This is a genomic window from Streptomyces sp. NPDC059850 (assembly GCF_042731515.1).
Classification (GTDB): domain Bacteria; phylum Actinomycetota; class Actinomycetes; order Streptomycetales; family Streptomycetaceae; genus Streptomyces.
Map to the genome: position 1 here is coordinate 56,395 of NZ_JBHWJI010000010.1, position 24,615 is coordinate 81,009.

Sequence of the window (24,615 nt, forward strand, 5' to 3'; positions counted from 1 at the left end):
AGTTCTGTCAGGACTTGGTCGCACCCGCCGTGAGCCCCGCGACCAGATGGCGCTGCACCCAGGCGAACACCAGCGCCGCCGGGACGGCGATCATGACGGCGGCGGCCGTCATCGAGCCCCAGTCGGAGGTGTACTGGTTGACGAAGGTCTGCAGCCCCGCGGCGAGGGTCAGGTTCTCCTCGCCGGTCATGAACGCGGACGCGTAGGCGACTTCGGCCCAGGCGGTGATGAAGGTGTAGAAGGCGGTGACCGCGATGCCCGGCTTGGCGAGCGGGACGACCAGCCGCCAGAACGCGCCGAAGGGGGTGAGCCCGTCGACCCGCCCCGACTCGTCGATCTCGGCCGGGATGGTGTCGAAGTAGCCCTTCATCATCCAGGCGCAGAACGGCACGGCCACCGTCAGATAGGTGACGATGAGCGAGACCGGCTGATTGAGCCAGCCGAGCGTCGACATGATCGTGTAGAGCGGCACGATGAGGATCGCCACCGGGAACATCTGGGTGATCAGCAGCAGCCACATCAGCGGCCGCATGCCGGGGAAGCGGAAGCGGCTGACGGCGTAGCCGGTGGTGGCCGCGATGAACACGCCCAGCACGGTCGTGCAGCCGACCACCAGCAGCGAGTTGCCGAACCAGGTCAGGAACTCCGTATCGCCCAGCACATGGCCGTAGTTCCCCAGCGTGGGGTCCTTGATCACATCGGCACTGAACGCCTCGCCCTTGGGCTTGAACGAGGTCATCAGCAGCCACAGCGGCGGGAACACCGCGACGGCCGAGGCGAGGATCAGGGTCGTGTGCAGCCCGATCGAGGCGAGCGGGCCGCGTTGACGGTCGCGCATGGCTGTCACACCTCTCCCTGCTTGCGGAGGGCGCGGCGGTAGACCACCGCGAAGAGCAGGAGGATGAGCAGGATGAGGACGCCCCAGGCGGAGGCGCCCGCGTAGTCGCGCGGACTGTTGACGAAGGAGATCCGGTACGCGTACGTCACCAGGATCTCCGTGGTGTCACCCGGGCCGCCCCGGGTCAGCAGGTAGATCACCGGGAACATGTTGAAGGTCCAGATGGTGGAGAGCAGGACCACGGTGGAGGAGACCGGCCGCAGCCCGGGCAGGGTGATGTGGCGGAACCGCTGCCAGGGGCTCGCGCCGTCCATCTCGGCGGCCTCGTACCGCTCGCCGGGGATGGACTGGAGCCCGCCGAGCAGGGCGACCAGCATGAACGGCACGCCGATCCAGACGTTGACGGCGATCACCGAGACCTTGGCCAGGGTGGGGTCGTTCAGCCAGGGCACGGCGTCGATGCCGCCGCCGTCGAGCAGCTTGTTGAGGATGCCGTTCCGCTCGTTGTAGAGCAGCCGCCACGCGAAGACGGAGACGAACGCGGGCACCGCCCACGGCAGGATCAGCAGCGAGCGGTAGACGGCGCGCCCGGCGAACCGGCGGTTCAGCAGGACGGCGAGGCCGAGGCCGAGCGCGAAGCTGATGGCGACGCAGGAGACGGTCCAGGTCACCGTCCACAGGAGCCGGTCCAGGAAGACGTCGTCCGTCAGGACCGCGGTGAGGTTGTCGAGGCCGGTGAAGCGGTAGGTGGCGGGGAGGTGGTTGATCCCGATGGTGCGCTCGACGTTGGTCTCGTCGGCGTCGGTGAGCGAGAGGTAGAGGCCGCGGCCCAGCGGATAGCCGATGATCAGGCCGAGGACGATCACGACGGGCGCGACCATGGCCCAGGCGTACCAGTGGCGGGCGAGCGCGGTGCGGATCCGGCCGGTGTCGGCGGTCATCGTCACCGGCCCTACTTCCAGTCGCCCTTGAGGAGCTTCCGGTACGCCTCCCCGACCGCCGTGGCGGCCTCCTTCGGCGACGTTCTGCCGCCGAGGACGTTCGGGAACTGGACCAGGACCGCCTGGAAGAGGCTGTTGCCCTCGGGGATCCACGGGCGCTCGACGGCCTTGTCGACGGCGGCCTTGAAGAACTTCACGTTGGGGTTGGCCGCGACCGCCTCGTTCCGGTAGACGGAGGCGCGGGTGGGCAGCAGGCTCAGCTTCTCGGTGGTCTTCGCCTGCACCTCGGCCGAACTCATGTAGCGGGCGAAGGCGTACGAGGCGTCGAGGTTCCCCGAGCCCGCGTAGACGGTGAGGTTGTGGCCGCCCTGCGGCGCGCCCTGGCCGCCGCCGCCCGCCGGGACCGGGACCACGCCGAGGTTGGACGTGCCGGGGTTGGATTTATCAGCGAAGGCCTTGCCCGCGAGGGTGTCCTCGATCGCCCACGGCCCGTTGAGCGTCATCGCCACGTCGCCGTTCTTGATGGCGTGCTGCATGGTGTCCCAGCCGTCGGTGGCGTCGGTCTCCGCGGCTCCCGAGGCGACCAGGTCGCGGGCGGCGGCGAACGCCTTGACGCCGGGGGCGTCGTCGACGGTGATCCGCTTCTTTCCGGTGTCGAGCAGATCGCCGCCCTCGCCGTAGAGGAAGGGCAGGTACCAGTAGGCGTCGTCGCCGCGCAGATAGAGCCCGGTCTTGCCGGTCTTCTGCTTGATCTTCTTGGCGGCGGCCTTCAGCCCGGCCCAGCTGGTGGGCGGCGCCACCCCGGCCTCCTTCAGCATCTTCTTGTTGTAGAAGAGGCCGAGGGTGTCGATGACCTGCGGTACGCCGTACGTCGCGCCCTTGAACTTGGTCCCGGCCGCCGCCTTGGGCAGATAGTCGGACTGGTCGGCGAGGGCGGTGGTGCCGTCCAGCTTGGCGAGATAGCCGATGTTGGCGAGGTCCTGGGTCCAGGCCACCTCGGCGCGCAGCACATCGGGGGCGCCGGAGCCGCCGGATCCGGCGGCGTTCTTGAACTTGGCCAGCGCCTCGCCGAAGGGGACGTTGACGTAGTTCACCTTCACCCCGGGGTACTTCTTCTGGAAGCCGAGGGCGAGCTGCTCGTACGTGCCCTTCTCGGCCTCGTTCGAGGTGTCCCAGTAGGTGACGGTGCCGGAGATCTTGCCGTCGGATCCCTTTCCGCCGCCGTCGGTGCCGCCGCCGCACGCGGTCGCCGTGAGCGTGATGGCCGCGATGAGCGCGGTGGCCGCCATGCCATGTCGCATCTGTACCCCTCCCCGAGCCGGCTCGCCGCACCAGCGCGGCGCCGGATTGCGGAGGAACGTAACAGCGCCACGGGGTCCCGGGAAGACCGCCGGAAATATCTTGCGGCGACTTTCTGCAAGCGGACCCGATCGTTACCCCAGCGTGTCCCCGTGGTAGCCGCCCAGGCGCTTGACAGGAGCGCCACAAGGCCGCGTAGTGCGCCGTTGCGCGCCACTCGCCCCTGCAAGCTCTTCCGCAAGACATTGCAGAGCTGTTACGTTCCCGGCATGACCCAGGAGCTCACGACCTCCCTCCAGGCCGACCTCCAAGCCGAGCCGGCCCGCTCCCCCGAGGGGCCCGGCTGGTGGCGGGACGCCGTCATCTACCAGGTGTACGTCCGGTCCTTCGCCGACAGCGACGGCGACGGCGTCGGGGATCTGCGCGGCGCGCGCGAGCGGCTGCCGCACCTCGCCCGGCTCGGAGTGGACGCCGTCTGGCTGACCCCGTTCTACGCCTCGCCGCAGGCCGACGGCGGCTACGACGTCGCGGACTACCGGGCCGTCGATCCGCTCTTCGGCACCCTCCAGGACGCCGACGACCTGGTGCGCACCGCCCATGAGCTGGGGCTGCGGGTGATCGTCGACGTCGTCCCGAACCACACCTCGGACCGCCATCCGTGGTTCATCAGCGCGCTCGCGGACCGGCCTCGGGGGGCGGCCCGCGAGCGGTACCACTTCCGTCCCGGCCGGGGCACCGGCGGTGAACTGCCGCCGAACGACTGGGAGTCCGTCTTCGGCGGCCCCGCCTGGACGCGCACCACCGGCCCGGACGGCACCCCGGGCGAGTGGTATCTCCACCTGTTCGCGCCCGAGCAGCCCGACCTCAACTGGGACTGCCCGGAGGTCCGCGAGGAGTTCGACTCGGTGCTGCGCTTCTGGCTGGACCTGGGCGTGGACGGATTCCGTATCGATGTCGCACACGGCATGGTCAAGGCCCCGGGGCTGCCCGACATCGGCCGCACCGAACAGGCCAAGCTGATCGGCTCGCAGGTGCTGCCGTTCTTCGACCAGGACGGGGTGCACGAGATCCACCGAGGCTGGCGGCGGTTGCTGGACTCCTACCCGGGGGCGCGGATCGGGGTCGCCGAGGCCTGGGCGCCCAGCGCCGAGCGGCTCGCCCTGTACGTCCGCCCGGACGAGCTGCACCAGGCGTTCAACTTCCAGTTCCTCAAGTGCCCGTGGGACGCGGCCGCGATGCGCGAGGTGATCGACGAGTCGCTGGCCGCCACCGCCTCGGTCGGCGCCCCCACCACCTGGGTGCTCTCCAACCACGATGTCGTCCGGCACACCACCCGGTACGCCGCCGAGAGCCCCGGGCAGGGGCTGCGACGGGCCCGGGCGGCGGCGCTGCTCACCCTGGCGCTGCCGGGATCCGCGTATCTGTACCAGGGCGAGGAGCTGGGCCTTCCCGAGGTCGTCGACCTGCCGGACGAGGCCCGCCAGGACCCGGCGTTCTTCCGTACCTCCGCCGACGGACAGGACGGCCAGGACGGTCAGGAGGGCCGCCGCGACGGCTGCCGGGTGCCGCTGCCCTGGTCGCGTTCGGGCCCCTCGTACGGGTTCGGGGCGGGCGACAGCTGGCTGCCGCAGCCCGAGGGCTGGGCGGACAGTTCCGTGGAGGCGCAGACCGGCGACCCGGACTCCACGCTGGAGCTGTACCGCGCCGCGCTCGCGCTGCGCCGGGAGCGGCCGGGCCTGGGCGACGGCCCGATGAGCTGGCTGGACGCCCCGGCGGGGGTGCTCGCGCTGTCCCGTCCGGGCCTCGTCTGCACGCTCAACACCCTCGGCGAGGAGGTCCGGCTGCCGGTCCCGGGGCGTGCGCTGCTGTCCTCCGCGCCGCTGGCGTACGACGCCGGTACGGTGCGCATTCCGGCCGAATCCTGCGCGTGGTGGGCAATCTGACATGCGACCGGTAAGGTCCCGGTCCATGACCGCACGGCTTGCCGACATCGCAGCCCAGGCGGGGGTCAGCGAAGCCACCGTCAGCCGCGTCCTCAACGGCAGGCCGGGGGTGGCGTCGGCCACCCGCGAGTCCGTCCTCGCCGCCCTGGACGTCCTCGGCTACGAGCGGCCGGTGCGGCTGCGGCAGCGCAGCGCCGGGCTGGTGGGACTGATCACGCCCGAGCTGGAGAACCCCATATTCCCCGCGCTCGCCCAGGTGATCGGGCAAGCGCTGACCCGGCAGGGCTACACCCCGGTGCTGGCCACCCAGACCCCCGGCGGTTCGACCGAGGACGAGCTGACCGAGATGCTGGTGGACCGGGGCGTGGCCGGGATCATCTTCGTCTCGGGGCTGCACGCGGACACCTCCGCCGATATGCAGCGCTATGACCAGCTGCGCGGCCAGGGCGTGCCGTTCGTGCTGGTGGACGGCTTCTCGCCGAAGGTGCGGGCGCCGTTCATCTCCCCCGACGACCGGGCGGCGATGCTGCTGGCCGTCACCCATCTGGTGTCCCTCGGGCACACCCGGATCGGGCTGGCGCTCGGGCCCAGGCGGTTCGTCCCCGTGCTGCGGAAGATCGAGGGCTTCCAACACGCGATGCGGGACCGGCTGGGGGTGGCGCCCGAGGACTCCGAGGAGCTGATCCAGCATTCGCTGTACACCCTGGAGGGCGGTCAGGCGGCGGCGGGCGCGCTGATCGACCGGGGCTGTACGGCGGTGGTGTGCGCGAGCGACATGATGGCACTCGGGGCCATACGCGCGGCCCGTCGCCGGGAGCTGCGGGTCCCTCAGGACGTCTCGGTGGTCGGCTTCGACGACTCCCCGCTGATCGCCTTCACCGACCCGCCGCTGACCACCATCCGCAAACCGGTGCAGTCGATGGGGCAGGCGGCGGTGCGGGCGCTGCTGGAGGAGATCGGGGGCACTCCGGCGCCGCCCAGCGAGTTCGTCTTCCTGCCCGAGCTGGTGGTCCGCGGGTCCACCGCCTCGGCGCACGGCGCCCGTCCGTAACGGGACATAACCACACCCCGTATCGGACATCTCTGGCAGACTGTTGCCCTATGGGTGAAGCGACTTCTCGGACCTCGATGGACCGGCTGCGGACGCCGCGGCGGCCCCGGCTCTGGTTCGAGATCGTCCTGCTCGCGGTCAGCTACTGGACGTACTCCCTGATCCGCAATGCCGTCCCCGAGCAGCGCGCCGAGGCGCTGCGCAACGCGGGCTGGGTCTGGGACTGGGAGCACCGGCTCGGGATGGCCTTCGAACGCGGCGTCAACCATGCGAGCGACTCGGTCAGCTGGTTGATCGTCGGCATGAACTACTACTACGCCACCCTCCACTTCATCGTGACGCTCAGCGTGCTGGTGTGGCTCTACCACTGGCATCCGGGCCGCTACGCCGCCATCCGGCTGGCCCTCTTCGCGACCACCGGCGTGGCCCTGCTCGGCTACTACTTCTTCCCGCTGGCCCCGCCCCGGCTCATGCACGGCGGGCACTTCATCGACACGGTCGTGGTGCACCACACCTGGGGCTCGATGGCCTCGGGGAACCTGGCCAACATGTCCAACCAGTACGCGGCGATGCCCTCGATGCACATCGGCTGGTCGCTGTGGTGCGGCCTGACCATCGCCACGCTGGCCCGCCCGGTGTGGGTGCGGGTCCTGGGGCTGCTGTACCCGACGGCGACGCTGCTGGTGATCGTCGCGACGGCCAACCACTTCTGGATGGACGCGGTCGGCGGCGTCATCTGCCTGTCCGTCGGCATCGCACTGTCGTACGCCTGGTACGGGGCGCTGCCGTACCGGCTGCCGAAGCAGGTGGCCGGGCGGCGGCGGGCGCCCGAGCGCGAGGGCGAGCTGCGCCCGGCCTAGCTTTCGGCGCCTGCCTGCACGGTTTGATCGACCCCGGCCGACCCGCCATTCTGATGCACCGTGTACATCCCCGAAGCCACAGCTGCCACTTCTGCCGCTCCTGCCGCTCCTGCCGCTCCTGCCGCTCCTGCCCCCGGAGCCCTTCTCCCCCGCCCCCGGTCCGCGGGTCCGCCCTTCCGGCTGGTGGCCACCGACCTCGACGGCACCCTGCTGCGCGGCGATCTGACGGTCTCGCCGCGCACCCGTGCGGCGCTGGCCGCCGCGTCCCGCGCCGGGGCGCGGCATCTGGTGGTCACGGGGCGCGCGGCCGCGTCCTGCCGGGAGTTCCTGGTGGCGATCGGCTACCGGGGGCTCGCGGTGTGCGGACAGGGCGCGCAGCTGTACGACGCGACCGCGGACCGGCTGCTGCTCTCGGCCGCGCTCGACCGCGACCTGGCCCGGTCGGTGGTGGAGCGCACCGAGCAGGCGCTGGGCGCGGGCCCGCTGGAGCTGGCCGTGGTGACCGCCGCGCCGGAGAACCGCTTCGTGGTCACGCCCGGGTTCGCCGAGCTGCGGCGGCGGCCCGGCTGGCACGCGATCGTCGGCCGGGAGGCGCTGTGGGCGGAGCCGATCGAGAAGGTGCTGATGCGTCACCGGGAGGTGGCGGACGACGCTGTAGCGGCTGCGGCGGCCTGGGCGGGCGCGGGCGAGGTGTCGGTGACGCTCTCGGAGAAGGGCATGATCGAGGTGCTGCCCGAGGGCGTCTCCAAGGCGGTGGGGCTGGGTCTCGCCGCCGAGCGGATGGGGTTCGCCCCCGCCGACACGATCGCCTTCGGCGACATGCCGAACGACATCCCGCTGCTGGACTGGGCCGGATACGGGGTCGCGATGGGCAACGCCCACCCGGACCTGATCGCGCTGGCCGACGAGGTGGCGCCGCGCAATGACGAGGACGGGGTCGCGGTGGTGCTGGAACGGCTGTTCGCCCCTGTCGCGCCTGCTTGACCCCTGTCACACCTGCTTGAACATACCTTGAATCCGACTTGAGTCGCCTTCAGGGACCTTGACCGCCGATTCACAACTGCACAGAATGTCCAAGGTGCGAGCCGAACCACATTACGTCGACGAGCGCTCCGGCGCCTCGTATCCGATCGACGAGCCGCGCTGGTGCGGCGACGACGGCGCACCGCTCACCGTCTCCGCGCTGCCCGGCATCACCCCCGGGCAGGTGGACACCGGGGCCCGGTCGCTGTGGCGCTACCGAGCGGCCCTCCCGGTGCGCATCGACGCCCCGGTGTCCTTGGGTGAAGGATGCACGCCGCTGGTCGAGAAGGACTGGGGCGAGGGTCGGGTGCACTTCAAGCTGGAGTGGTTCAGCCCCACCGGCAGCTTCAAGGACCGTGGCACCAGCGTGATGATCTCCCTGCTGGCCCAGCGCGGCATCCGCGAGGTCATCGAGGACAGCTCCGGCAACGGCGGCGCCTCCGTCGCCGCGTACTGCGCCGCCGCCGGGATCAAGGCCCGGATCCTCGCCCCGGAGTCGACGTCACCGGCCAAGGTCCTGCAGGCCAGGGCGTACGGCGCCGACGTCCAGCTGATCCCCGGCGACCGGGACGCCACCGCCGCCGAGGCGCTGCGCCAGTCGGCCGCCACGTACTACGCCAGCCACAACTGGCACCCCTTCTTCCTCCAGGGCACCAAGACCCTCGCGTACGAGCTGTGGGAAGACCTCGGCTTCACCGCACCCGACGCCGTGGTGACGGTGGCCGGTGCCGGATCCACCGCGCTCGGCTGCGACCTCGGCTTCGGTGAGCTGCTGAGCGCGGGCCAGATCGCCCGCCGCCCCCGGCTGCTGGTCGCCCAGCCCGCCCGCTGCGCCCCCATCCACGCCGCGTTCCGCGGTGCGACGGCCGCCCCCGCCTTCTCCCCCACCATCGCCGAGGGCACGGCCATCCGGGAGCCCGTCCGGCTGCCGGAGGTGGTGAGCGCGGTCCGCCGCTCGGGCGGCGACATGGCCGCCATCCCCGAGGACGCCATCGTCGCGGCGGTGCGCAGGCTGGCCGCGATGGGGCTGTACGCCGAGCCGACCAGCGCGACCGCCGCTGCGGCGATCGACGTCTTCCGGGCCCGTGGCGCGATCCGCCCCGGGGAGACGACGGCCGTCCTGCTGACCGGTTCGGGGCTGAAGGCGGCGACGGCGATGGGCGCCCTGTTCACGCCGGAGGACACGCCGGAGGACCCACGATGACCGGAACGGCCGGGGAGGACGAGCCGCGCGACAGCGCCGAGGACGAACTGCTGCTGCGCGAGGCCGAGAAGATCGTCACCGCCATCGGCCGGATGTTCCCCGGGCTGTGCGAGGTGGTGCTGCACGATCTGCGCCAGCCCGACCAGGCCATCCGCGCCATCGAGTCCAATCTCTCCGGCCGATCGGTCGGCGATCCGGCCACCGAACTCGGCCTCGCCCGCATCGAGGACCCCGGCTTCCCCGGCATCGTCCAGAACTACTCCAACCGCTTCCCGGACGGCCGCCCGGCCAAGAGCACGTCCATCGGCATCAAGAACAGCGCGGGCACGTACGTCGCCGCCATCTGCCTCAACCTGGACGTCTCCCTCTTCGCCAGCGTCGCCCGCAGCCTCAACAACCTCGTCCGCACCGACGATCAGGAACAGCCCCTCATCGAGACCCTGCGGGCCCGTACCGTCACCGAGCTGCGCGCTGTCGTGGAGGAGTTCGCCGCCGCGCGCGGCCACACCCCCCGGGGCCTGGGCTCCGCCGCCAAGAAGGAACTCGTCCGCTCCCTCCAGACCCGTGGCTTCCTCCAGGTCAAGCACTCGGTGCAGGTGGTCACCGAACTGCTCGGCGTCTCCCGCGCCACGGTCTACAACTATCTGCGCGCGCCTTAATACCTCTGGGCTCAGTCCGGTGCGGCCGTGCACTGCTCGGAGGGCGGGCGGCCGTCCGGCCAGGCCAGCTTCTCGAACTCGATGTGCCGGTCCTTCCTGGGCGAGAGCTTCACGATGGCCACCGCCTTGTCGTACGGCGTCCCGTAGCCGTTGAGGCAGATCCAGCCGCTGGCCCCGCGCACCATCTGGTCCCCGTGCAGCCGTGGCCACGCCGCCGCGATGGAGTCCAGCTCCGGCACCTGCCCCTTGGTGGTGGTCCGGTTGCGGATGCCCGCGATGGCCGTCGTCGCGGAGTCGTAGGTGGTGATCGTCCGGCCGTCGGCGAGCCCGGTCGGGCCGATGTCGCCGACCGCGGAAGACTTCCCGCCGCCGACGAGCCTGCTGAGCGCCCGGAAGTCGGCGGCCGAACCGCCCGTCGCTGGCGGGTTCCCGCTGGTCCAGGCGCTCTCGTGGGTGATGGTCGCGTACTCGACGGACAGCCCGGCGCCGTACGAGAAGGCGTCCCAGTCCATCGTGGGGTCGTACGCCAGCGTCGACGCGCCCGAGACCGTGACCACCCGGTAGCGCTGGTCCGCGCAGCCCCGCTTGCCCAGCGCCCTGATCAGCTGGGCGAGTGCGGGCGGGCGGCCGGAGAAGTAGACCGTGGTGGCCCGGGAGTCACAGAGGTTGTTGACCATCTGGACGAAGTCGTTCGGGATGGCCGTCGACGAGTCGTACTGCTCGGAATACGGCGTTCCGTTCGTCTCCGCGCGGAAGGCGGCGCGCAGCGACCGCGCGTAGAGGTCGTCCGCGTGGGTGTCCTCGACCAGGAAGGTGTCGCGCGGCTTCACCTTCAGATGGTGGGTGAGCGCCCGCGCCTGGTCACGGTTGGACGGCACGATCTTCGCCAGGCCCGGGTATCTGCGGGGGTTCTCACGGTCGTTGCCCAGGTCGTCCGCGGTGATCGGACCGCCCACCACCGCTATCCCCTTCTCCCTGGTCAGATACGCGATGGTCTGCTCGGTGCGGGTGACGCTGAGGTTGAACCCGAACACCGCGCGCAGCCGGTCCTTCCCCGACTGCGCCATCCCGGCCAGCTGGTCCGACACCTCCTTCCAGCGGGTCATGTCGCGGCCGGGGTTGGCGAGCACCAGCCGGATCGCCGGTTCGTCGCCGCTCTCGTGGTTGGCCCGGTACTGCGCGAGATAGGCGCCCTGGACCTCCCGGACCACCTGGGCCCGCTCCGCCACGTCGTCCTTCCTGAACGTCATGGGGATCATCAGGGCGATGGTCGCGTACGCCTTGCCGCTCTTGGTGACCTTCGTGTTCTCCGCCTTGATGCGGTCCGACACCGGGCCCAGTTCGGCCATGAAGGCGTGGCCGCCGTCGGTGACGCCCGTGCACTCCTTGTCGCCCGCGCGCTTGTCGACCCCGGCGCCGCACGAGCGGTCGGGCGTCAGCGTGACGATGCCCACCGCCACGAGCACGCCCGCGACCAGCCCCACCAGGAGCCAGTTCAGGACCCGGCGGATCGGCGGAAGGGCGGAGTGCCAGTTCCGGATGGCGCGGAAGGGACGGAGGAAGGGACGGGTCATCGGCTACTCCCCTTGACTGGAAGATCAGGGGCCTGCACCCCGCTGACCAGGGCGTCGATCCAGCCGCCGTCCGCGATGGCGTCGACATACGCGTTGTACGCCCGCTCGCGGCGCGGGCTGTTGCCGTAGTCGGAGCACAGCGCTTCCAGCGCGGTCCGCAGGTGCACCAGGTCGGCGTCCCGGTGGCTCGGCGGCACCGGGGCCGTCGGCGCGGACAGCCGCCATACGGTGGCCAGCAGCAGCCGGATCGCGGCGTGGACGCGCCGATCGGCGCCGGGCCCGCAGGACGCGCAGGCGGGCAGGGCCTCACGGGCGGGCGGGTCCTCGGGGGCGAAACCGGCCCACCCCGGGGGCGCGGCCGCGATGAGGTTGAGGTCGCCCAGCCACTCGGCGGGGGTGCGATGCAGATACCGGTAGTGCAGCGCCCGCACCACCAGGGTGTCGATGCGGCCCTGGGCGAGCGCGTGGTGCAGATAGCGCCGGTCGTGCCGGTCCGAGTCGTCGGTCCGTATATCGCCGTCGTTGTAGCGGGCGGCCGACAGGGCGTGCAGACGGGTCCAGCGCGCCTCGTCGGCCCCGGTTCTTAAAGCCTGCAGCAGCAGCGCGCGCAGCGCCCGGTCGGTGATCAGCGGCGGCTGCCCGGGTCTCTCCGGTGGCCAGGGCCGGTGGTCCCAGTGCGGCCGCTCCAGGGTGGCGTCCCGCAGCCGTCTGACGCGCAGCTCGGGGCTGAGGCCGGGCAGCGCGGCCCGGTCGGCCCGGAGCAGCCGCGCCGCCGCCGCCCCGTCCAGCGCGGGCGCGAGCCGCAGCACCTCCTCCCGTACGTCCGGGTCGGGCAGCAACCGCGCCAAGAGCCGCGCGCCCACGGGTTCGGCCGAGCCGGGCGCCGGAAGCGACAGGAGTTCGTCCAGTACGAAGGGGCCCGGCTCGCGCAGCCGCGCCGCCGCGGCCCCGGCGAGCAGCAGGGCGTCGCCCGTCCGCCCGCCGCTCAGCCGGGCGATGACGGTGGGCAGCGACGGCGGGTACGCGGCGTCGGCCCCGGTACCGGCGTCGGCCCCGGCCTCGTCGAGCATCGAACGGATCTCCGCGTCGCCGACCTTGGGGATGCCCAGCCGCAGCAGCCACACGCCCGGCGGGCACCGCTCCGGCTTCGTCCACGGGGGCGCGTCGGTGGTGAGCGCTTTGGGCTCGGCGCCGTCCCCGAGCGAGGTCGCGAAGACGACGGGCAGCATGACGCGCCCGCGCTTGCGCCACTCCCGGCTGTCGCGTGCGTACCGGGCGACGAACGGGTCGAGGAAGCGCGCGCGCAGCGCCTCGTCCACGTTGTCCAGCAGGATCAGGGACGGATGCTGGGTCCTGCGCGCCCAGGCGCCGTACGCGCCGTTGATGTCCGCCAGCAGGGCGGCGATCAGGTCGGCCTCCACCTCGGCGCGGTCCGCTCCGCCCCGGCGGAACTTCCGTACCAGCGCGAACAGCCGCTGCACCGCGTCGCCGTCGATACGGTCCAGATGGGCGCGCCACCACGACGAGCCGTCCCGGCCGTCGTCGCTCCGCGCGAGCAGGGTGTCGGTGGCGGCGCTCAGCACCTCCTGGAGCCCGGGCACCCCGGGCAGCAGCCCGGCCACGACCCCGCCCAGCGCGTTCAGCCACCGGCCGACGACGACCTTGCGGGCCTGCGGGTCGGGGTCGCGCTGCGCGAGGATGCGCCCCAACTCCTCCTCCGCCGCGACCAGATCGGCGGGCGCCACCTCGCCCTCGTGCCGTTCCCGCGCCTCGGGCCGCCACGCGGTGATCACCAGCAGCGCGGGCGCGAGCCGGGGGAAGGTCAGGGTGCGCTTGTTGCCGTCGCGTTCGTAGCCGAGCTGATGGGAGACGGTGAAGAGCAGATTGGTCACCGGCGACGCGTGCGCGGTGTCCAGCCGGGCGCGGTCGCCCTGGTCGTCCGCCGAGTACGGGGCCTCCGCCAGGTCCACCCGGGCCGTGGGCACCCAGGCGTGATAGCCGTCGTACAGGGCGTCCAGCAGCGCCGTCTTGCCGGTGGCCCGGCCGCCGGTTACCTCCACGACGGGCTCGCCCGCCGGGAACGTGCGCTTCACCCATGGCCCGCCGCCCGGTGGCATCCCGAGCAGCGCCGGGGCCAGCGTGTCCATGACGCTCTTGAGGTTGTACAGGCCGCTCCCCATCGTGCCCCCCGTGGCTCGCCCTTCCCCCGCTATACCCGGCCCGTACGCACCCCATGTACGGACATCAGGCGATCCAGCGGTAGCGGTGCTCGGGGCGGCCCGTGCCGCCGTAGCGCAAGGTGACCTCGGCCTGTCCGGTATCGGCGAAGTACTCCAGATAACGGCGCGCGCTCACCCGCGAAAAGGCGCCCGCCTCGGCGCATTCGGCGGCGGACAGCCCGCCCGCGTGGGCCCGAAGGGTGCGCTCGACGAGGTCGGCGGTGTGCGCGGCCAGCCCCTTGGGCAGTTCGCGGGAGGCGCGCGGGCGGCCGCCGAAGATCTGGTCCACGTCCGCCTGGCGCGCCTCGCCGAGGGTGTCGAGGCGGGCCCGCAGGGCCGCCGCGTGCCGCAGCTGGTCCCGGAGCGCGGCCCGGTCGAACGGCTTGATCAGGTAGTGCAGCGCCCCCGCGCGCAGCGCCTCGCGCACCACGTGGGCGTCCTTGGCGGCGGTCACGAACAGGGCGTCCACATGGTGGCCGCCGTCCTCCGCCTTCGCGCGCAGCTCGCGCAGCACGCTGATGCCGTCCATGTCCGGCAGATAGATGTCGAGGAGGACGAGGTCGGGGCGCAGCTCCTCGGCGGCGCACAGCGCCTCGGCCCCGGTGTGCGCGACCCCGGCGACCGTGAAGCCCTCCGTGGCCGCCACATAGCGGCTGTGCAGCTTGGCGACCATGAAGTCGTCATCGACGACCAGCACTGTCGTCACCGGGCGGCCCCTTTCCGGCGTCCAGGCCCGCGATCACCCCGCGAACTCAACGACCACAACGTCTCTTAATACCGGAAGCGAGACAGCCCGGTAACCCATAGGCAACATGTGGCCCACCTCACACGCAAGCCCGAAAGGTGGTGTCACCAGGTGCGACAGCGTCCGAGCCTGCCGCTGCGTCCTGCCCTGCGTACCCCGCTCGCCGTACTCTCGGCGGCCCTGCTCGTCCTCCTCGCGCCGCCGCTGCTCAGCTCCGGGGACGGCTCCGGGGGCGGCACCCGCATTCCGGGTCTGCGCGTCATGGTGCCCAATACGCCCGGCGGCGGTTACGACATCACCGCCCGTACGGCCGCCAAGAGCGCCGAGGACGCGGGTCTGGGCAACAACATCGAGGTGTTCAACCTCCCCGGCGCCGGGGGCACGGTGGGGCTGAGCCAGCTCGTGGCCGAGCGCGGCAACGGCAAGCTGGCGATGTCGATGGGGCTGGGTGTCGTCGGCGCCGTCCACACCAACCACGCGCCGTCCTCGCTCGCCGACACCACGCCCATCGCCCGGCTCACGGAGGAGCCGGACATCGTGGTCGTCGCCAAGAACTCCAAGTACCGGACCTTCGACCAGCTCCTCGCGGACTGGCGCAAGAAGCCCCACGCGCTCCCGGTGGGCGGCGGCTCCTCGCCCGGCGGTCCGGACCACCTGGCGCCCATGCTCATGGCCAAGGCCGCCGGGATCGCCCCGAAGACCGTCAACTACATCGCCTACGACGGCGGCGGCGAACTGCTCGCCTCCGTCCTCGGCGGCAAGGTCGCCTTCGGCGTCTCGGGCATCGGCGAATACCTCGACCAGATCAAGTCCGGCGATCTGCGGGTGCTCGCGGTGACCAGCGCCGAGCGGCCGAAGGGGCTCGACGCCCCGACGCTCAAGGAGTCCGGGGTGGACGTCACGTTCACCAACTGGCGCGGCATCGTCGCCCCGCCCGGTCTGAGCGACAGCGAACGCGAGAAGCTCACCGGCCTGGTCGCCAAGCTGCACGCGTCCAAGCAGTGGAAGGACGCCGTCAAGCGCAACCAGTGGACCGACGCCTATCTGCCGGGCGAGGACTTCGGGCGCTTCCTGGACGCGCAGGACAAGCGCGTGGACACCGTGCTGAAGGAGCTTGGACTGTGACCCCCGAACCCACTGCCGCCGCCGGGTCCTCCGGCCTCGCGGAACGGCTGCGCGGCCGCTCCGAACTCGGCGTCTGCGCGCTGCTGCTGATCCTCGGCGTCCTCGTCCTCACCGACGCCCTCACCATGGACACCGGCTTCGCGCAGCGCGGCCCGGTCGGCCCCAAGACCGTGCCCCTCGTCGTCGGCGCCGGGCTGCTGCTGGTCGCCGTCCTGCTGGCCGTGGACGTCCTGCGCGGCGGGCGCGGCGAGGCGGAGGGCGGCGAGGACATCGACCTGAGCGCGCCCGGCGACTGGCGGACCGTGGTCCTGCTGGCCGGGGTGTTCCTCGGCAACGCCGTCCTCATCCAGCCCCTCGGCTTCCCCATCTCCGGCGCGCTGCTCTTCTGGGGCTCCGCGTACGCGCTGGGCAGCCGTTCCTTCTCGCGTGATCCGATCATCGCGGCCGTGCTGTCCGTGGTCACGTTCTTCGTCTTCGACCGGCTGCTCTCGGTGCCGCTGCCCGGCGGCCCGCTGATGGGGGTGCTCTGACCGATGGATTCCCTGAACCACCTCCTCGACGGCTTCGGCACCGCCCTCTCCCCGATCAACCTGCTGTGGGCGGCGGTCGGCGTGCTCCTCGGCACCGCGATCGGCGTGCTGCCCGGTATCGGCCCGGCGATGGCGGTCGCGCTGCTGCTGCCCGTCACGTACGGGCTGGACCCGACCGCCGCGTTCATCATGTTCGCGGGCATCTACTACGGCGGCATGTTCGGCGGCTCCACCACGTCCATCCTGCTCAACACCCCGGGTGAGACGGCGGCCGTGGTCGCCGCGATGGAAGGCCATCCGATGGCCAAGTCCGGGCGCGGCGCGCAGGCCCTCGCGGCGGCCGCCATCGGGCACTTCGCGGGCGGCATGATCGGCACGATCCTGCTGGTCTTCCTCGCCCCGACCGTCGCCGACCTCGCCGTCGACATCGGCGCCCCCGACTACTTCGCCATCATGGTCCTGGCGTTCGTCGCCGTGACGTCCGTCCTCGGCAGCTCCCGCATCCGCGGCTTCGCCTCGCTCCTCATCGGCCTCACCCTCGGCCTCGTCGGCCTGGACCGGCTCACCGGACAGCAGCGGCTCACCTTCGGTTCGCTGCAGCTCGCGGACGGCATCGACGTCGTGATCGTCGCGGTCGGGCTCTTCGCCATCGGCGAGGCGCTGTGGGTGGCCATGCATCTGCGCACCCGCCCCGACCAGCCCATCCCCGTCGGCCGCCCCTGGCTCGGCAAGGCCGAACTGCGCCGCACCTGGCGCCCCTGGCTGCGCGGCCCCGCGATCGGCTTCCCCTTCGGCGCGATCCCGGCGGGCGGCGCCGAAATCCCCACCTTCCTCTCCTATGTGACGGAGAAACGGCTCTCCAAGCACCGCGACGAGTTCGGCAAGGGCGCCATCGAGGGCGTCGCGGGCCCCGAGTCCGCGGCCTCCGCGTCCGCCGCGGGCACGCTCGTCTCGATGCTCACCCTCGGCCTGCCCACCACGGCCGTCGCCGCGGTGATGCTCGCCGCGTTCCAGCAGTACGGCATCCAGCCAGGACCCCTGCTCTTCGAACGCGAACCGGACCTCGTCTGGGGCCTGATCGCCTCGCTCTTCATCGCCATGGCCCTGCTGATCGTCCTCAACCTCCCCCTGGCCCCGATCTGGGCCAAGCTGCTGAAGGTGCCCCGGCCCTACCTGTACGCGGGCATCCTCTTCTTCGCGGCGGTCGGCGCGTACGCGGTCGGCGGCGAACCGCTGGACCTGGTCATCCTGCTCATCATCGGCCTGCTGGGCCTCCTGATGCGCCGCTACGGACTCCCCGTCCTGCCCGCCGTCATCGGCGTCATCCTCGGCCCGGGCGCGGAACTCCAGCTGCGGCGCGCGCTCCAGATCAGCGACGGCAGCCTCACGGGCCTGGTCAACACGCCCTTCGCGGTGACCGTGTACGTGGTGATCGCCCTGATCGTGACTTGGCCATGGGTACGGAAGCTCCTGCCGGCCGCGAGGACGCGCCCATAACGGGTGTGAGTGGTCGAGGTGCGGGACCACACGGCCGACACCGCCCGGGCGGCGGCATCACAAGGTGGTTGGCCCGGGCGGTGTGCTGGAGACCGAGGATCAGGGGTTGCCCAGGTACGTGGTGGCTTCGACGTCGTGCAGGTGGATGAGGATGTCGTGTGCCGTGCCGAGGGCGGCCCTGTACTCCGTGGGGTCGGGCCACCCGGCGCCGATGTTCCAGGTGACACGTGACGTGGCCAGCCATGTGCGCGCGGAGTCGGGGGCAGTGCGCATATCGCTGACGTAATCCTTGCCCAGCGCGTCGCGCAGGAAGGCGCCTTGAGTCTTGGGGTACCGCACGTCGAACGAGTCGTACGACACGTGGGTGTTGTGCGCCGACAGCAGGATCCGGTCGCCGGTGTACCTGTGCCGCCAGGCCACGTTCTCGGCCATGGCCTGGTCTCGGTACTTCATCATGTTTCCGGGCGCTGCTTCCGCAGGAGCTCGTACACCTCTCGGGTCCGTTCTGCCCGCTCCTTGCGCTCAGCCAGTGGTAGCTGAAGGTACTCCGTGTAGTAGGTGCCGGCATCGGTGGTCGGCGGCAGGCCGCGGTAGAGCTCGGCCACACGTTCCGACAACCGCGGGAGACTCTGGGCCACATAGCCGCTCACCCGCTGGTACAGCTCCGGCCCGGCGTAGCCCATGTCGTCGCCCAAGAACTGCACCGGGTCGTGCGGGTGCTTGAGGTTGTAGGCGCGCGTCCACTCGATGAGGTTGATGTAGTCCTGGTTGTTCCAGATCCGGTAGGAACCCTGGAACTCATCTCGCGCTATGTCCTTCAGGTCGCCCTTCCCTCGCAGTACGTACTCGTTGATGCGCACACCGCTGCTCCAGGGCAGTTCCAGGGCGGAAGAAGTCCTGTGAACCGTGAGTGGCTTACACGGCACAAGCGAAAGCCGGCCTGGGGAAAGCCAGGCCGGCTTCAGGTCACGCCAGAGGTTGACCCTGATGTCGTGGACATCGAGAGTGCTGTCCGGTCTTACCCGCAGAGTTCATCATCGATCAGGTCGTTCTGGGTCTGTTGGCTGGACGAGTCGGACGAGCCGTCGCCGGTTGCGTTCAGGACCACGACCCGGCGGCCGTCCCCGCTGACGCCGTCGCGAGTGGTGTAGCCGGGCTGGTCACCCCCGTGGCCGTAGTAGCTGCCGCCGCAGGAAAGCGGAATCTGCATCAGGCCGAGCCCGTAGCGAATGCCCGGCCATCCGGGGTCGAGCTCCGGGGCCCGTACGGTCGTCTTCATGGCCACCAGCTGCGCCGGGCGCAGCAGTCGACCGCCGAGGAGCGCCTGGTAGAAGCGGGTCAGGTCGCCCGTCGTGCTGATCACGGCGCCTGCCGCACCCCCCGCGGAGGGGTTGAACCCGGTGACGTCGATCGGCGGCGCCGCCTCCTCGAAGTTGGAGTAACCGTGCAGGTGGCGGCCGGGTATCCGCGGGTACGTCGTCGGGGCGAGGGTATCGCGCAGACCCAGCGGGCGGATGATGCGCGCGGTGACCTCCTGCGCCCAGGTGTGACCGGTGACCTTCGCGATGATCATTCCGGCGAGGATGTAGTTGGTGTTGGAGTACGACCACCCGGCACCGGGCTCGAAGCCTGGGGCGTGCCGCATCGCGATGGCGACCAGTTGCCGCGGGGACCAGGTGGTGTAGCGGTCGGCCTGGTAGCCGGCCATGCTGGTGAACTCGGGGAAGTCGGCCGCGTAGTCGAACAGTCCGCTGGTGTGCTGGAGCAGCTGCCGTACGGTGATCGTGCTGCCGTCGTTGCCGTTGCCGGACACGACTCCGGGCAGCCAGTGCTCCACGGTGTCATCCAGTGACAGGCGTCCCTCGCCGACGAGTTGCAGCACCACCGTGGCGACGAACGTCTTGCTCGCGCTGGCGATACGGAAACGGTCACCGGGGCGCGCGGCGTCGCCCGTGGCCTGGTCGGCCACCCCGCCGGTGGCGTACCGGGAGCCTTCCGGGCCGGTCGACCGGGCCACGACGGCGACGGTCCCAGTCTTCATGATCGTGTCCACGTGTGACTGCAACGCCCTGCTGTGCGACGTACTGTGCGTCGCGCTCCGCGCCGACCCGTCCGAGGGCCCGGTCGCGCCGGCAGCGGGCAGGGTCAAGCCGACGCAGGCCAGCGCGGTCACCAGCGTCGTGGCCGCCACACGGGAGGTGAGCTTGGTCTTCATCAGTCGTACGCTCCTTGCGTATCGGTCGGGCCACCGTCGCGGTGTGGCCATCACGCTAGGAGCTCCGGCCGTGCGTCACGATCATGCAGGCGGGCCATCTCGTGGGGGTGTCATCCCCCCTGCGCGGGTAGCGCCCGCTGTACCGACCGGGTTCCGCACTCTCCCTGGGTGGTCGCACGCGACCGGTAACGGAAGGCGGCGACAGCAATGGTGCGGTCGGTGGAGAGGTCATCAATGACGATGTCGGTTTTCTCCTCTGCCGGATCCTGCGGGTGATGAACGGAGCGCAGTCTCAGCCGGAGCGTCGTGTCGAGGTCGGCGTTGCCGAGATAGCAGATGCGCGCGTCACGGATGACGCGGTCGAGGAAAGCACGGTCCGACCGGCCGAGGGAGCGCCACTGCTTCAGCTGAGCGTGCTCGGCGATCGAGAAGAAGGATGCGAAATAGAGCAGCCCCGCGCCGTTGACATCGAGTGTGATGTCGATGGGGTATTCGACGGCGAAGTCGGGACCGCGGCGTGGCCAGGAGTCCGTGACCGGATCGGGGAAGACGTGCTGGCTACGGGCCTGGTTACACAGGAAGCGTGGCGAGTACGCGTCGGGCAGGGTGGGGAGGACGGTGTTGTCGAACCCGACCGGCGGAGAATGTGCCAGGCCGACATTCGTCTGTGTTCCGCGGCGAGAGACCCACACGTTGAGGTTCTCGACATAGATGCAGTCCTCTCGATGCCGTGTGTACGCCTCGCTCACCTCGAAAGGTGCGATGACGTAGTCATCCTCGGGCCCGGTGATACGCCGCAGCCGGTGCACGGTGAGGACGGACCGGCGTCCGGTATTGAATACCTGGGATTGCACTTCCAGCCGGTCACCAAAAGTGAGCTGTTTGAGGTTAAAGCTGCCTCCGGAGGTGATCCGGTAGTAGTAGAAGGAAAGGTATGTCGGCCTCCCCTGGTCGTCGCGGGCATTGAAGACGTCGAATCCGCAGGCGTCGCTCACCGATTCCCAGGTCCAGTCGCCGACGCAGGCGGCGAATGCCTTCGTAGGACCGCACATCCCCGGTTCCACGGTCACCAGTCGGCGTAGTGCTGCAGGCCCCATGCGGTCCACCCGCGTAAAACTGAAGGGCCGTAGGGAGGTCGGGGTACTCATGTCGTCACGCGGGTTTCTCTTCCATGGTGGCAGTGGGCGCGGCGGTCACGCGGAGGGGCCGTGGTGAGGCCGGGCGTCGTACGCCGACAGTTCGGAGGTGAGAGCCGGGGCGCGAAGGAATTCATCCGTCAGTGCGAAGCCGTCGATCAGGAACTCCGCGTCAGGGAGGACCAGAGCGCACAGTCTCTCGATCAGGGCGGGGATACGGCCTGCCTGGGACGGTGTCAGGACGCCGTGGGCCATGTACCAGGCCGCGTGCCGTTGGGTGAGCCCCAGCGCGTAGATCGACGCGAGCAGGCGAAGCGCCCGTGCGGTCCGGGGGGAGCGGGCGCTCGCCACCGCCTCCGAGAAGGCTTTCACGGCGAGGGAGGCTCCATGTGTCTGACCCACGTCGAGCGCGGCGTTGATGTGATGGTTCCAGGCGTCAAAGATGGAGCCGCCTCCGCGTATGAACCGGCGCATGGAACGGGCGGTGTCACAGCCCACCACACTCTCCCGGTAGCGCAGCAGATCCCAGTGGTACCACGAGTCGGTGAGGCTGCCACGGTGCGGAAGTGGTTTCGCGGAAGGCTCCGCAAGAGCGAGCAGTTCGTTGGCGCTCTTCGCGAGGAGGGGCAGGTTGTCGCCTTCGGCCGTGACGACGCCCTGCGCCATGGAGATGTATTCCGCGATGCGATTGGCGGCGAACACGCCCTGCGCACCTATGCGTTCACGGCAGACAGTGAGGACGTCGGTCACGGTCCAACTGGTGAACGCCTTGGTGATCGCGATGAGTCGTTCCGTGTCACCGTCGCTGGAGCGTACGAGTTGCCGCTTGACCTGATTGATCAGGAAGGTCATCGCATAGACATCGGCCAATGCGCGGAACAGGGCAGTCTGCTGGCTGCGGTAGGCCAGCAGCGGTACGTCTGGCTGGGCGGGGGCGAAGGTGTGGCGCCGCAGGCTGTACTTGACGGCGATGTACGTGCTCGCGCGCCCCGCCGAGACCAGGGCAGTGGACAGGCAGAGCCGGCCGGCGTGCACCCGCTCCAGGGAGGCGAGAAACCGTCGGCGCCGGCTGCGGATGCCGCTGACGAACTCGCCTTGGGGGGTGATGCTGCCTATTGCTCCTCCGAGAAAGGCGCGCCGCTCCAGGCGGACGTGGTCGAACCAGGTGACGCCATTGTCCAGGGCCAAACCGGGCTTCTCCGGCAGCGCGGTTGCCCGCACCCCGGCCTTCAGGCCGTGCTCATCGGACATCCGGACCAGGAAGGGGAAAACCCCGCAGTCGGTGCCCCGGACGATCAGCCGGGCCATGACCACGGCCACTTTCGGCACGTCCTGAATGCCGGTGTAAGCCATGAATTTCTGTGCCCGCGGCTCTGGTGTGTTCAGAATGAACTGGTCCGTCGCGGCGTCGTACACGGCCTGAGTCTGCAGGTTGGCCGCGTTGTTGCCCCATCCGACTTCGCTGACCATGTACATTCCCACCGAGCTCATGGACGACAGCTCTTCGACGTAGTCTTCGAGCTTGTCGCGGTCCTGGCCGTGGTCAAGAATCGTACCCAGGCACAGGTTGTAGTGCACGGACAGCAAGGGCAGCGTGGTGGTGTCCATCAACGAGGACCATTCGGTGATCGCGAACAGTTTCCTCGGGTCGGCGACAATCTCCTCGGCCTTCCCTGCGCGCCGGTGAATCAGGGCTACACGCTTATAGGCGAGGCGACCCTGTTCGCTCATCGTCAGGCCCTCGTGCCGGTCAAAGAGAGGATCTGCCACTGCCTCGCGGACCGGCCGGTGAAGGGACTCGAAGGCGCCGTCGAATACCAGGTCGATGAGTTCGTCGCGCTCCGCTTTTTCGGTGGATATTGGGATTTCCTGATCAAGCGCCGTCGCCATAACGGACATGCCTCCACGGGGAGATTGTTGTGTTGCGGTGATGGACGGAGGAATATCGTCAGGCGCCGAACAGCAGGCTGACGTTGTGCCCGCCGAACCCTGCCGAGTTGCTCAGGGCGTGGGCCAGTTCCACCTTGCGCGGCGCACCGCACACCACATCGAGCCGGACCTCGGGGTCTGTTCGGGTGAGGTTGGCGGTGGGGGGGATCACCTGGTGGGCGAGGCTCAGCACGGTGTAGGCGGCTTCGATGGCACCGGCCGCGCCGAGAGTATGGCCCGTTACCCCTTTGGTCGACGTGACGGCGAGGTCTGGTGAACCGAGGCGGTCGATAGCGCCTGCCTCGGCCGCGTCGTTGAGCGGAGTGGAGGTCCCGTGGGCGTTCACATGCCCGATGTGCTCCGGCGACACGCCGGCGTCACGGCAGGCGCGACGCATGGCGTCCTCGATTCCCAGGCCGCCAGGGTGAGGGGAGGTGGCGTGATGGGCGTCGGAGGTGGCGCCGTAGCCCAGCAGGCGGGCCCACACCCGGGCGTTACGCCTCCGCGCGTCTTCAAGGCGTTCGAGCACCAGCATTCCGGCGCCTTCCCCGATCACGAAGCCGTCGCGCCGCGTATCGAAGGGGCGGGAGGCCTGATCTGGTGGCAGTGTCCCGCTGTAGAGGGCGCCCATGCGCGCGAACCCCGAGACGAACGTGGGGGTCACCGCCGCCTCGGTGCCGCCGGCGAGAACGACATCGCACGCACCGGAGGCCAGGAGGTCCCTGGCCACGCCGATGGCCGTCGCGCCAGAGGCGCACGCCGTCGCCGTCACCAGATTGGGGCCCGTTGCCCCGTACTCGATGGCCAAGCGTCCTGACACCATATTGACCAGCGACATGGGGTGTAAGAGTGCGGAGACTCCTTTACCGCCCTGCTCCAGGAAACGTTTCTGTTGAGCTTCCAGCGTGGAGATCCCACCCGCGGCGGAGCCGACCACAACGCCTACGCGGCCGCCGTCCCAGCTTCCCGGGTCCAACCCGGCGTCAGCGATGGCCTCCTGGGCCGCCACCAGCGCCAACTGAACGAATCGGTCCGTTCGCCAGACCTCCCGGGCCCCTACCGCATCCGCGGCGTCGAACTCCGGCACCCTGCAGGAGAACTCCACCAGGGCACCCTCGAGTTCGGGGTCCGCGGCGGCAAGGCCCGTGCCATCACAGACGCGTTCCCAGTTCTGTTCCCGTCCGATGCCGGCCGGAGTGATCAGACCCAGTCCCGTGACCGCGACCGTGGTAGTCACGAACGATCCGCTTCGTACGCTTCGATGAGGGAGGCCACCTCGCTGAGCTTGGAGTCTTTCGCAACCGCGCTTTCATCAAGTGTTATCCCGAACTCGGCGTCAAGAATATCTGTCAATTCCACCAACGCCAGCGAGTCCACGTCCAGTTCTTCAAAGGTGGCGTCAGGAGTAATCTCTTCACTCGCCACACCCAGCTTCGTCGTGAGCAGAGACGCCAGGCGGTCGTAGGTAACACTCATGTTTCACTCCATCGTTCCCGGAGAACTGTTCGACCTCTTCGGGCCGGATTGACAAATGCGCTGCTTTGACTATTTCCCGCCGTGCACCCGAAGGCGGGGTCTTGATGGCCTCAGTGATCAGCGTTCGCGCGGCCGCTCGCTCCCTCTACGAGAGCTGCATCCTGGGGCTCTACCGCCGCCTCTGCTGCTTCGGCGGACGCCCCCTCTTGGGCAGCGGCCCCGGGGTGGCCCCCGCTTCGGGCTGCCCCTGCGTGGGCGGTTGCAGCGAATTGGCGTGCGAGCCGACGGGGTTCCGGGCCAGGGCCTGACTTTCCATCAGTTGTCCAAGTGCCTGAAGAGCCGTCTGCTGCC

At 70.2% G+C, this 24,615-nt stretch carries 22 protein-coding genes; 9 read left to right on the forward strand and 13 right to left on the reverse strand.

All coding sequences use genetic code 11. From position 1 onward, the window contains the following. Positions 1-7: 7 nt before the first annotated feature. From ACFV9T_RS10540 to ACFV9T_RS10550, 3 genes are read right to left on the reverse strand one after another with little or no spacing between them, the layout of a single operon-like run. On the reverse strand, positions 8-838 hold the full coding sequence (locus tag ACFV9T_RS10540; protein WP_385438306.1) for a sugar ABC transporter permease: 831 nt from the start codon (positions 836-838) through the stop codon (positions 8-10). 5 nt (positions 839-843) lie between these two features. Then, on the reverse strand, positions 844-1,779 hold the full coding sequence (locus ACFV9T_RS10545; RefSeq protein WP_385438566.1) for a carbohydrate ABC transporter permease: 936 nt from the start codon (positions 1,777-1,779) through the stop codon (positions 844-846). Between the two features lie 11 nt (positions 1,780-1,790). After that, positions 1,791-3,080, reverse strand: a complete 1,290-nt coding sequence (locus ACFV9T_RS10550; protein ID WP_385438308.1) for an extracellular solute-binding protein — start codon at positions 3,078-3,080, stop codon at positions 1,791-1,793. Between the two features lie 267 nt (positions 3,081-3,347). Between ACFV9T_RS10550 and ACFV9T_RS10555 the strand changes: the two genes are divergently transcribed. The 6 genes from ACFV9T_RS10555 to ACFV9T_RS10580 all read left to right on the forward strand — a co-directional run bounded on the left by ACFV9T_RS10555 (position 3,348) and on the right by ACFV9T_RS10580 (position 9,818). Beyond that, positions 3,348-5,021 (forward strand): glycoside hydrolase family 13 protein, encoded by a 1,674-nt coding sequence (locus ACFV9T_RS10555; protein ID WP_385438310.1) that lies wholly within the window; start codon positions 3,348-3,350, stop codon positions 5,019-5,021. A 25-nt stretch (positions 5,022-5,046) separates the two neighbouring features. After that, the gene (locus ACFV9T_RS10560; RefSeq protein ID WP_385438312.1) at positions 5,047-6,072 is read left to right on the forward strand and encodes a LacI family DNA-binding transcriptional regulator; all 1,026 of its coding nucleotides are present in this window, start codon (positions 5,047-5,049) and stop codon (positions 6,070-6,072) included. A 50-nt stretch (positions 6,073-6,122) separates the two neighbouring features. Continuing rightward, entirely contained in the window at positions 6,123-6,932 is an 810-nt protein-coding gene (locus tag ACFV9T_RS10565; protein ID WP_385438314.1) for a phosphatase PAP2 family protein, read from the forward strand. Positions 6,933-7,112: 180 nt separating this feature from the next. Beyond that, on the forward strand, positions 7,113-7,916 hold the full coding sequence (locus tag ACFV9T_RS10570; RefSeq protein ID WP_385438567.1) for an HAD family hydrolase: 804 nt from the start codon (positions 7,113-7,115) through the stop codon (positions 7,914-7,916). Between the two features lie 94 nt (positions 7,917-8,010). Further along, positions 8,011-9,159 (forward strand): pyridoxal-phosphate dependent enzyme, encoded by a 1,149-nt coding sequence (locus ACFV9T_RS10575; protein WP_385438317.1) that lies wholly within the window; start codon positions 8,011-8,013, stop codon positions 9,157-9,159. Then, on the forward strand, positions 9,156-9,818 hold the full coding sequence (locus ACFV9T_RS10580; protein WP_385438318.1) for a transcriptional regulator: 663 nt from the start codon (positions 9,156-9,158) through the stop codon (positions 9,816-9,818). Before ACFV9T_RS10575 ends, ACFV9T_RS10580 begins: the two co-directional genes overlap by 4 nt. Positions 9,819-9,829: 11 nt before the next feature. Here the strand turns inward: ACFV9T_RS10580 and ACFV9T_RS10585 are convergent, their stop codons facing one another. From ACFV9T_RS10585 to ACFV9T_RS10595, 3 genes are all read right to left on the reverse strand, one after another. After that, positions 9,830-11,392 carry a hypothetical protein gene (locus ACFV9T_RS10585; RefSeq protein WP_385438321.1) on the reverse strand — a complete coding sequence of 521 codons (1,563 nt, stop codon included), beginning with the start codon at positions 11,390-11,392 and terminating at the stop codon, positions 9,830-9,832. Next, positions 11,389-13,572 (reverse strand): hypothetical protein, encoded by a 2,184-nt coding sequence (locus ACFV9T_RS10590; RefSeq protein ID WP_385438322.1) that lies wholly within the window; start codon positions 13,570-13,572, stop codon positions 11,389-11,391. The genes ACFV9T_RS10585 and ACFV9T_RS10590 overlap by 4 nt, the downstream gene beginning before the upstream one ends. Before the next feature lie 64 nt (positions 13,573-13,636). Then, a complete protein-coding gene (locus ACFV9T_RS10595; RefSeq protein WP_385438324.1) occupies positions 13,637-14,317 on the reverse strand; it encodes a response regulator in 681 nt (226 codons plus the stop codon). Between the two features lie 186 nt (positions 14,318-14,503). Between ACFV9T_RS10595 and ACFV9T_RS10600 the strand changes: the two genes are divergently transcribed. The 3 genes from ACFV9T_RS10600 to ACFV9T_RS10610 are packed head-to-tail and all read left to right on the forward strand — an operon-like array spanning position 14,504 to position 17,508. Next, entirely contained in the window at positions 14,504-15,481 is a 978-nt protein-coding gene (locus tag ACFV9T_RS10600) for a Bug family tripartite tricarboxylate transporter substrate binding protein (RefSeq protein ID WP_385438570.1), read from the forward strand. Continuing rightward, entirely contained in the window at positions 15,478-16,011 is a 534-nt protein-coding gene (locus ACFV9T_RS10605; protein WP_385438326.1) for a tripartite tricarboxylate transporter TctB family protein, read from the forward strand. The genes ACFV9T_RS10600 and ACFV9T_RS10605 overlap by 4 nt, the downstream gene beginning before the upstream one ends. Positions 16,012-16,014: 3 nt before the next feature. After that, complete coding sequence (locus tag ACFV9T_RS10610) at positions 16,015-17,508, forward strand: tripartite tricarboxylate transporter permease (protein WP_385438328.1); 1,494 nt, start codon at positions 16,015-16,017, stop codon at positions 17,506-17,508. A 99-nt stretch (positions 17,509-17,607) separates the two neighbouring features. Here ACFV9T_RS10610 and ACFV9T_RS10615 read toward each other — a convergent pair whose 3' ends face one another. From ACFV9T_RS10615 to ACFV9T_RS10645, 7 genes are all read right to left on the reverse strand, one after another. Continuing rightward, on the reverse strand, positions 17,608-17,964 hold the full coding sequence (locus ACFV9T_RS10615) for an erythromycin esterase family protein (protein ID WP_385438330.1): 357 nt from the start codon (positions 17,962-17,964) through the stop codon (positions 17,608-17,610). After that, positions 17,961-18,434 carry an erythromycin esterase family protein gene (locus ACFV9T_RS10620; protein WP_385438331.1) on the reverse strand — a complete coding sequence of 158 codons (474 nt, stop codon included), beginning with the start codon at positions 18,432-18,434 and terminating at the stop codon, positions 17,961-17,963. Before ACFV9T_RS10620 ends, ACFV9T_RS10615 begins: the two co-directional genes overlap by 4 nt. A gap of 92 nt (positions 18,435-18,526) precedes the next feature. Beyond that, positions 18,527-19,723 (reverse strand): serine hydrolase domain-containing protein, encoded by a 1,197-nt coding sequence (locus ACFV9T_RS10625; protein ID WP_385438333.1) that lies wholly within the window; start codon positions 19,721-19,723, stop codon positions 18,527-18,529. 110 nt (positions 19,724-19,833) lie between these two features. Continuing rightward, the gene (locus tag ACFV9T_RS10630; RefSeq protein ID WP_385438335.1) at positions 19,834-20,793 is read right to left on the reverse strand and encodes an LnmK family bifunctional acyltransferase/decarboxylase; all 960 of its coding nucleotides are present in this window, start codon (positions 20,791-20,793) and stop codon (positions 19,834-19,836) included. A 123-nt stretch (positions 20,794-20,916) separates the two neighbouring features. Then, positions 20,917-22,749: an acyl-CoA dehydrogenase gene (locus tag ACFV9T_RS10635; protein WP_385438337.1), complete on the reverse strand. Its 1,833-nt coding sequence runs from the start codon at positions 22,747-22,749 to the stop codon at positions 20,917-20,919. Positions 22,750-22,807: 58 nt separating this feature from the next. After that, positions 22,808-24,025 (reverse strand): beta-ketoacyl-[acyl-carrier-protein] synthase family protein, encoded by a 1,218-nt coding sequence (locus ACFV9T_RS10640; protein ID WP_385438339.1) that lies wholly within the window; start codon positions 24,023-24,025, stop codon positions 22,808-22,810. Continuing rightward, positions 24,022-24,264: an acyl carrier protein gene (locus ACFV9T_RS10645; protein ID WP_385438342.1), complete on the reverse strand. Its 243-nt coding sequence runs from the start codon at positions 24,262-24,264 to the stop codon at positions 24,022-24,024. The genes ACFV9T_RS10640 and ACFV9T_RS10645 overlap by 4 nt, the downstream gene beginning before the upstream one ends. Positions 24,265-24,615: the final 351 nt, after the last annotated feature.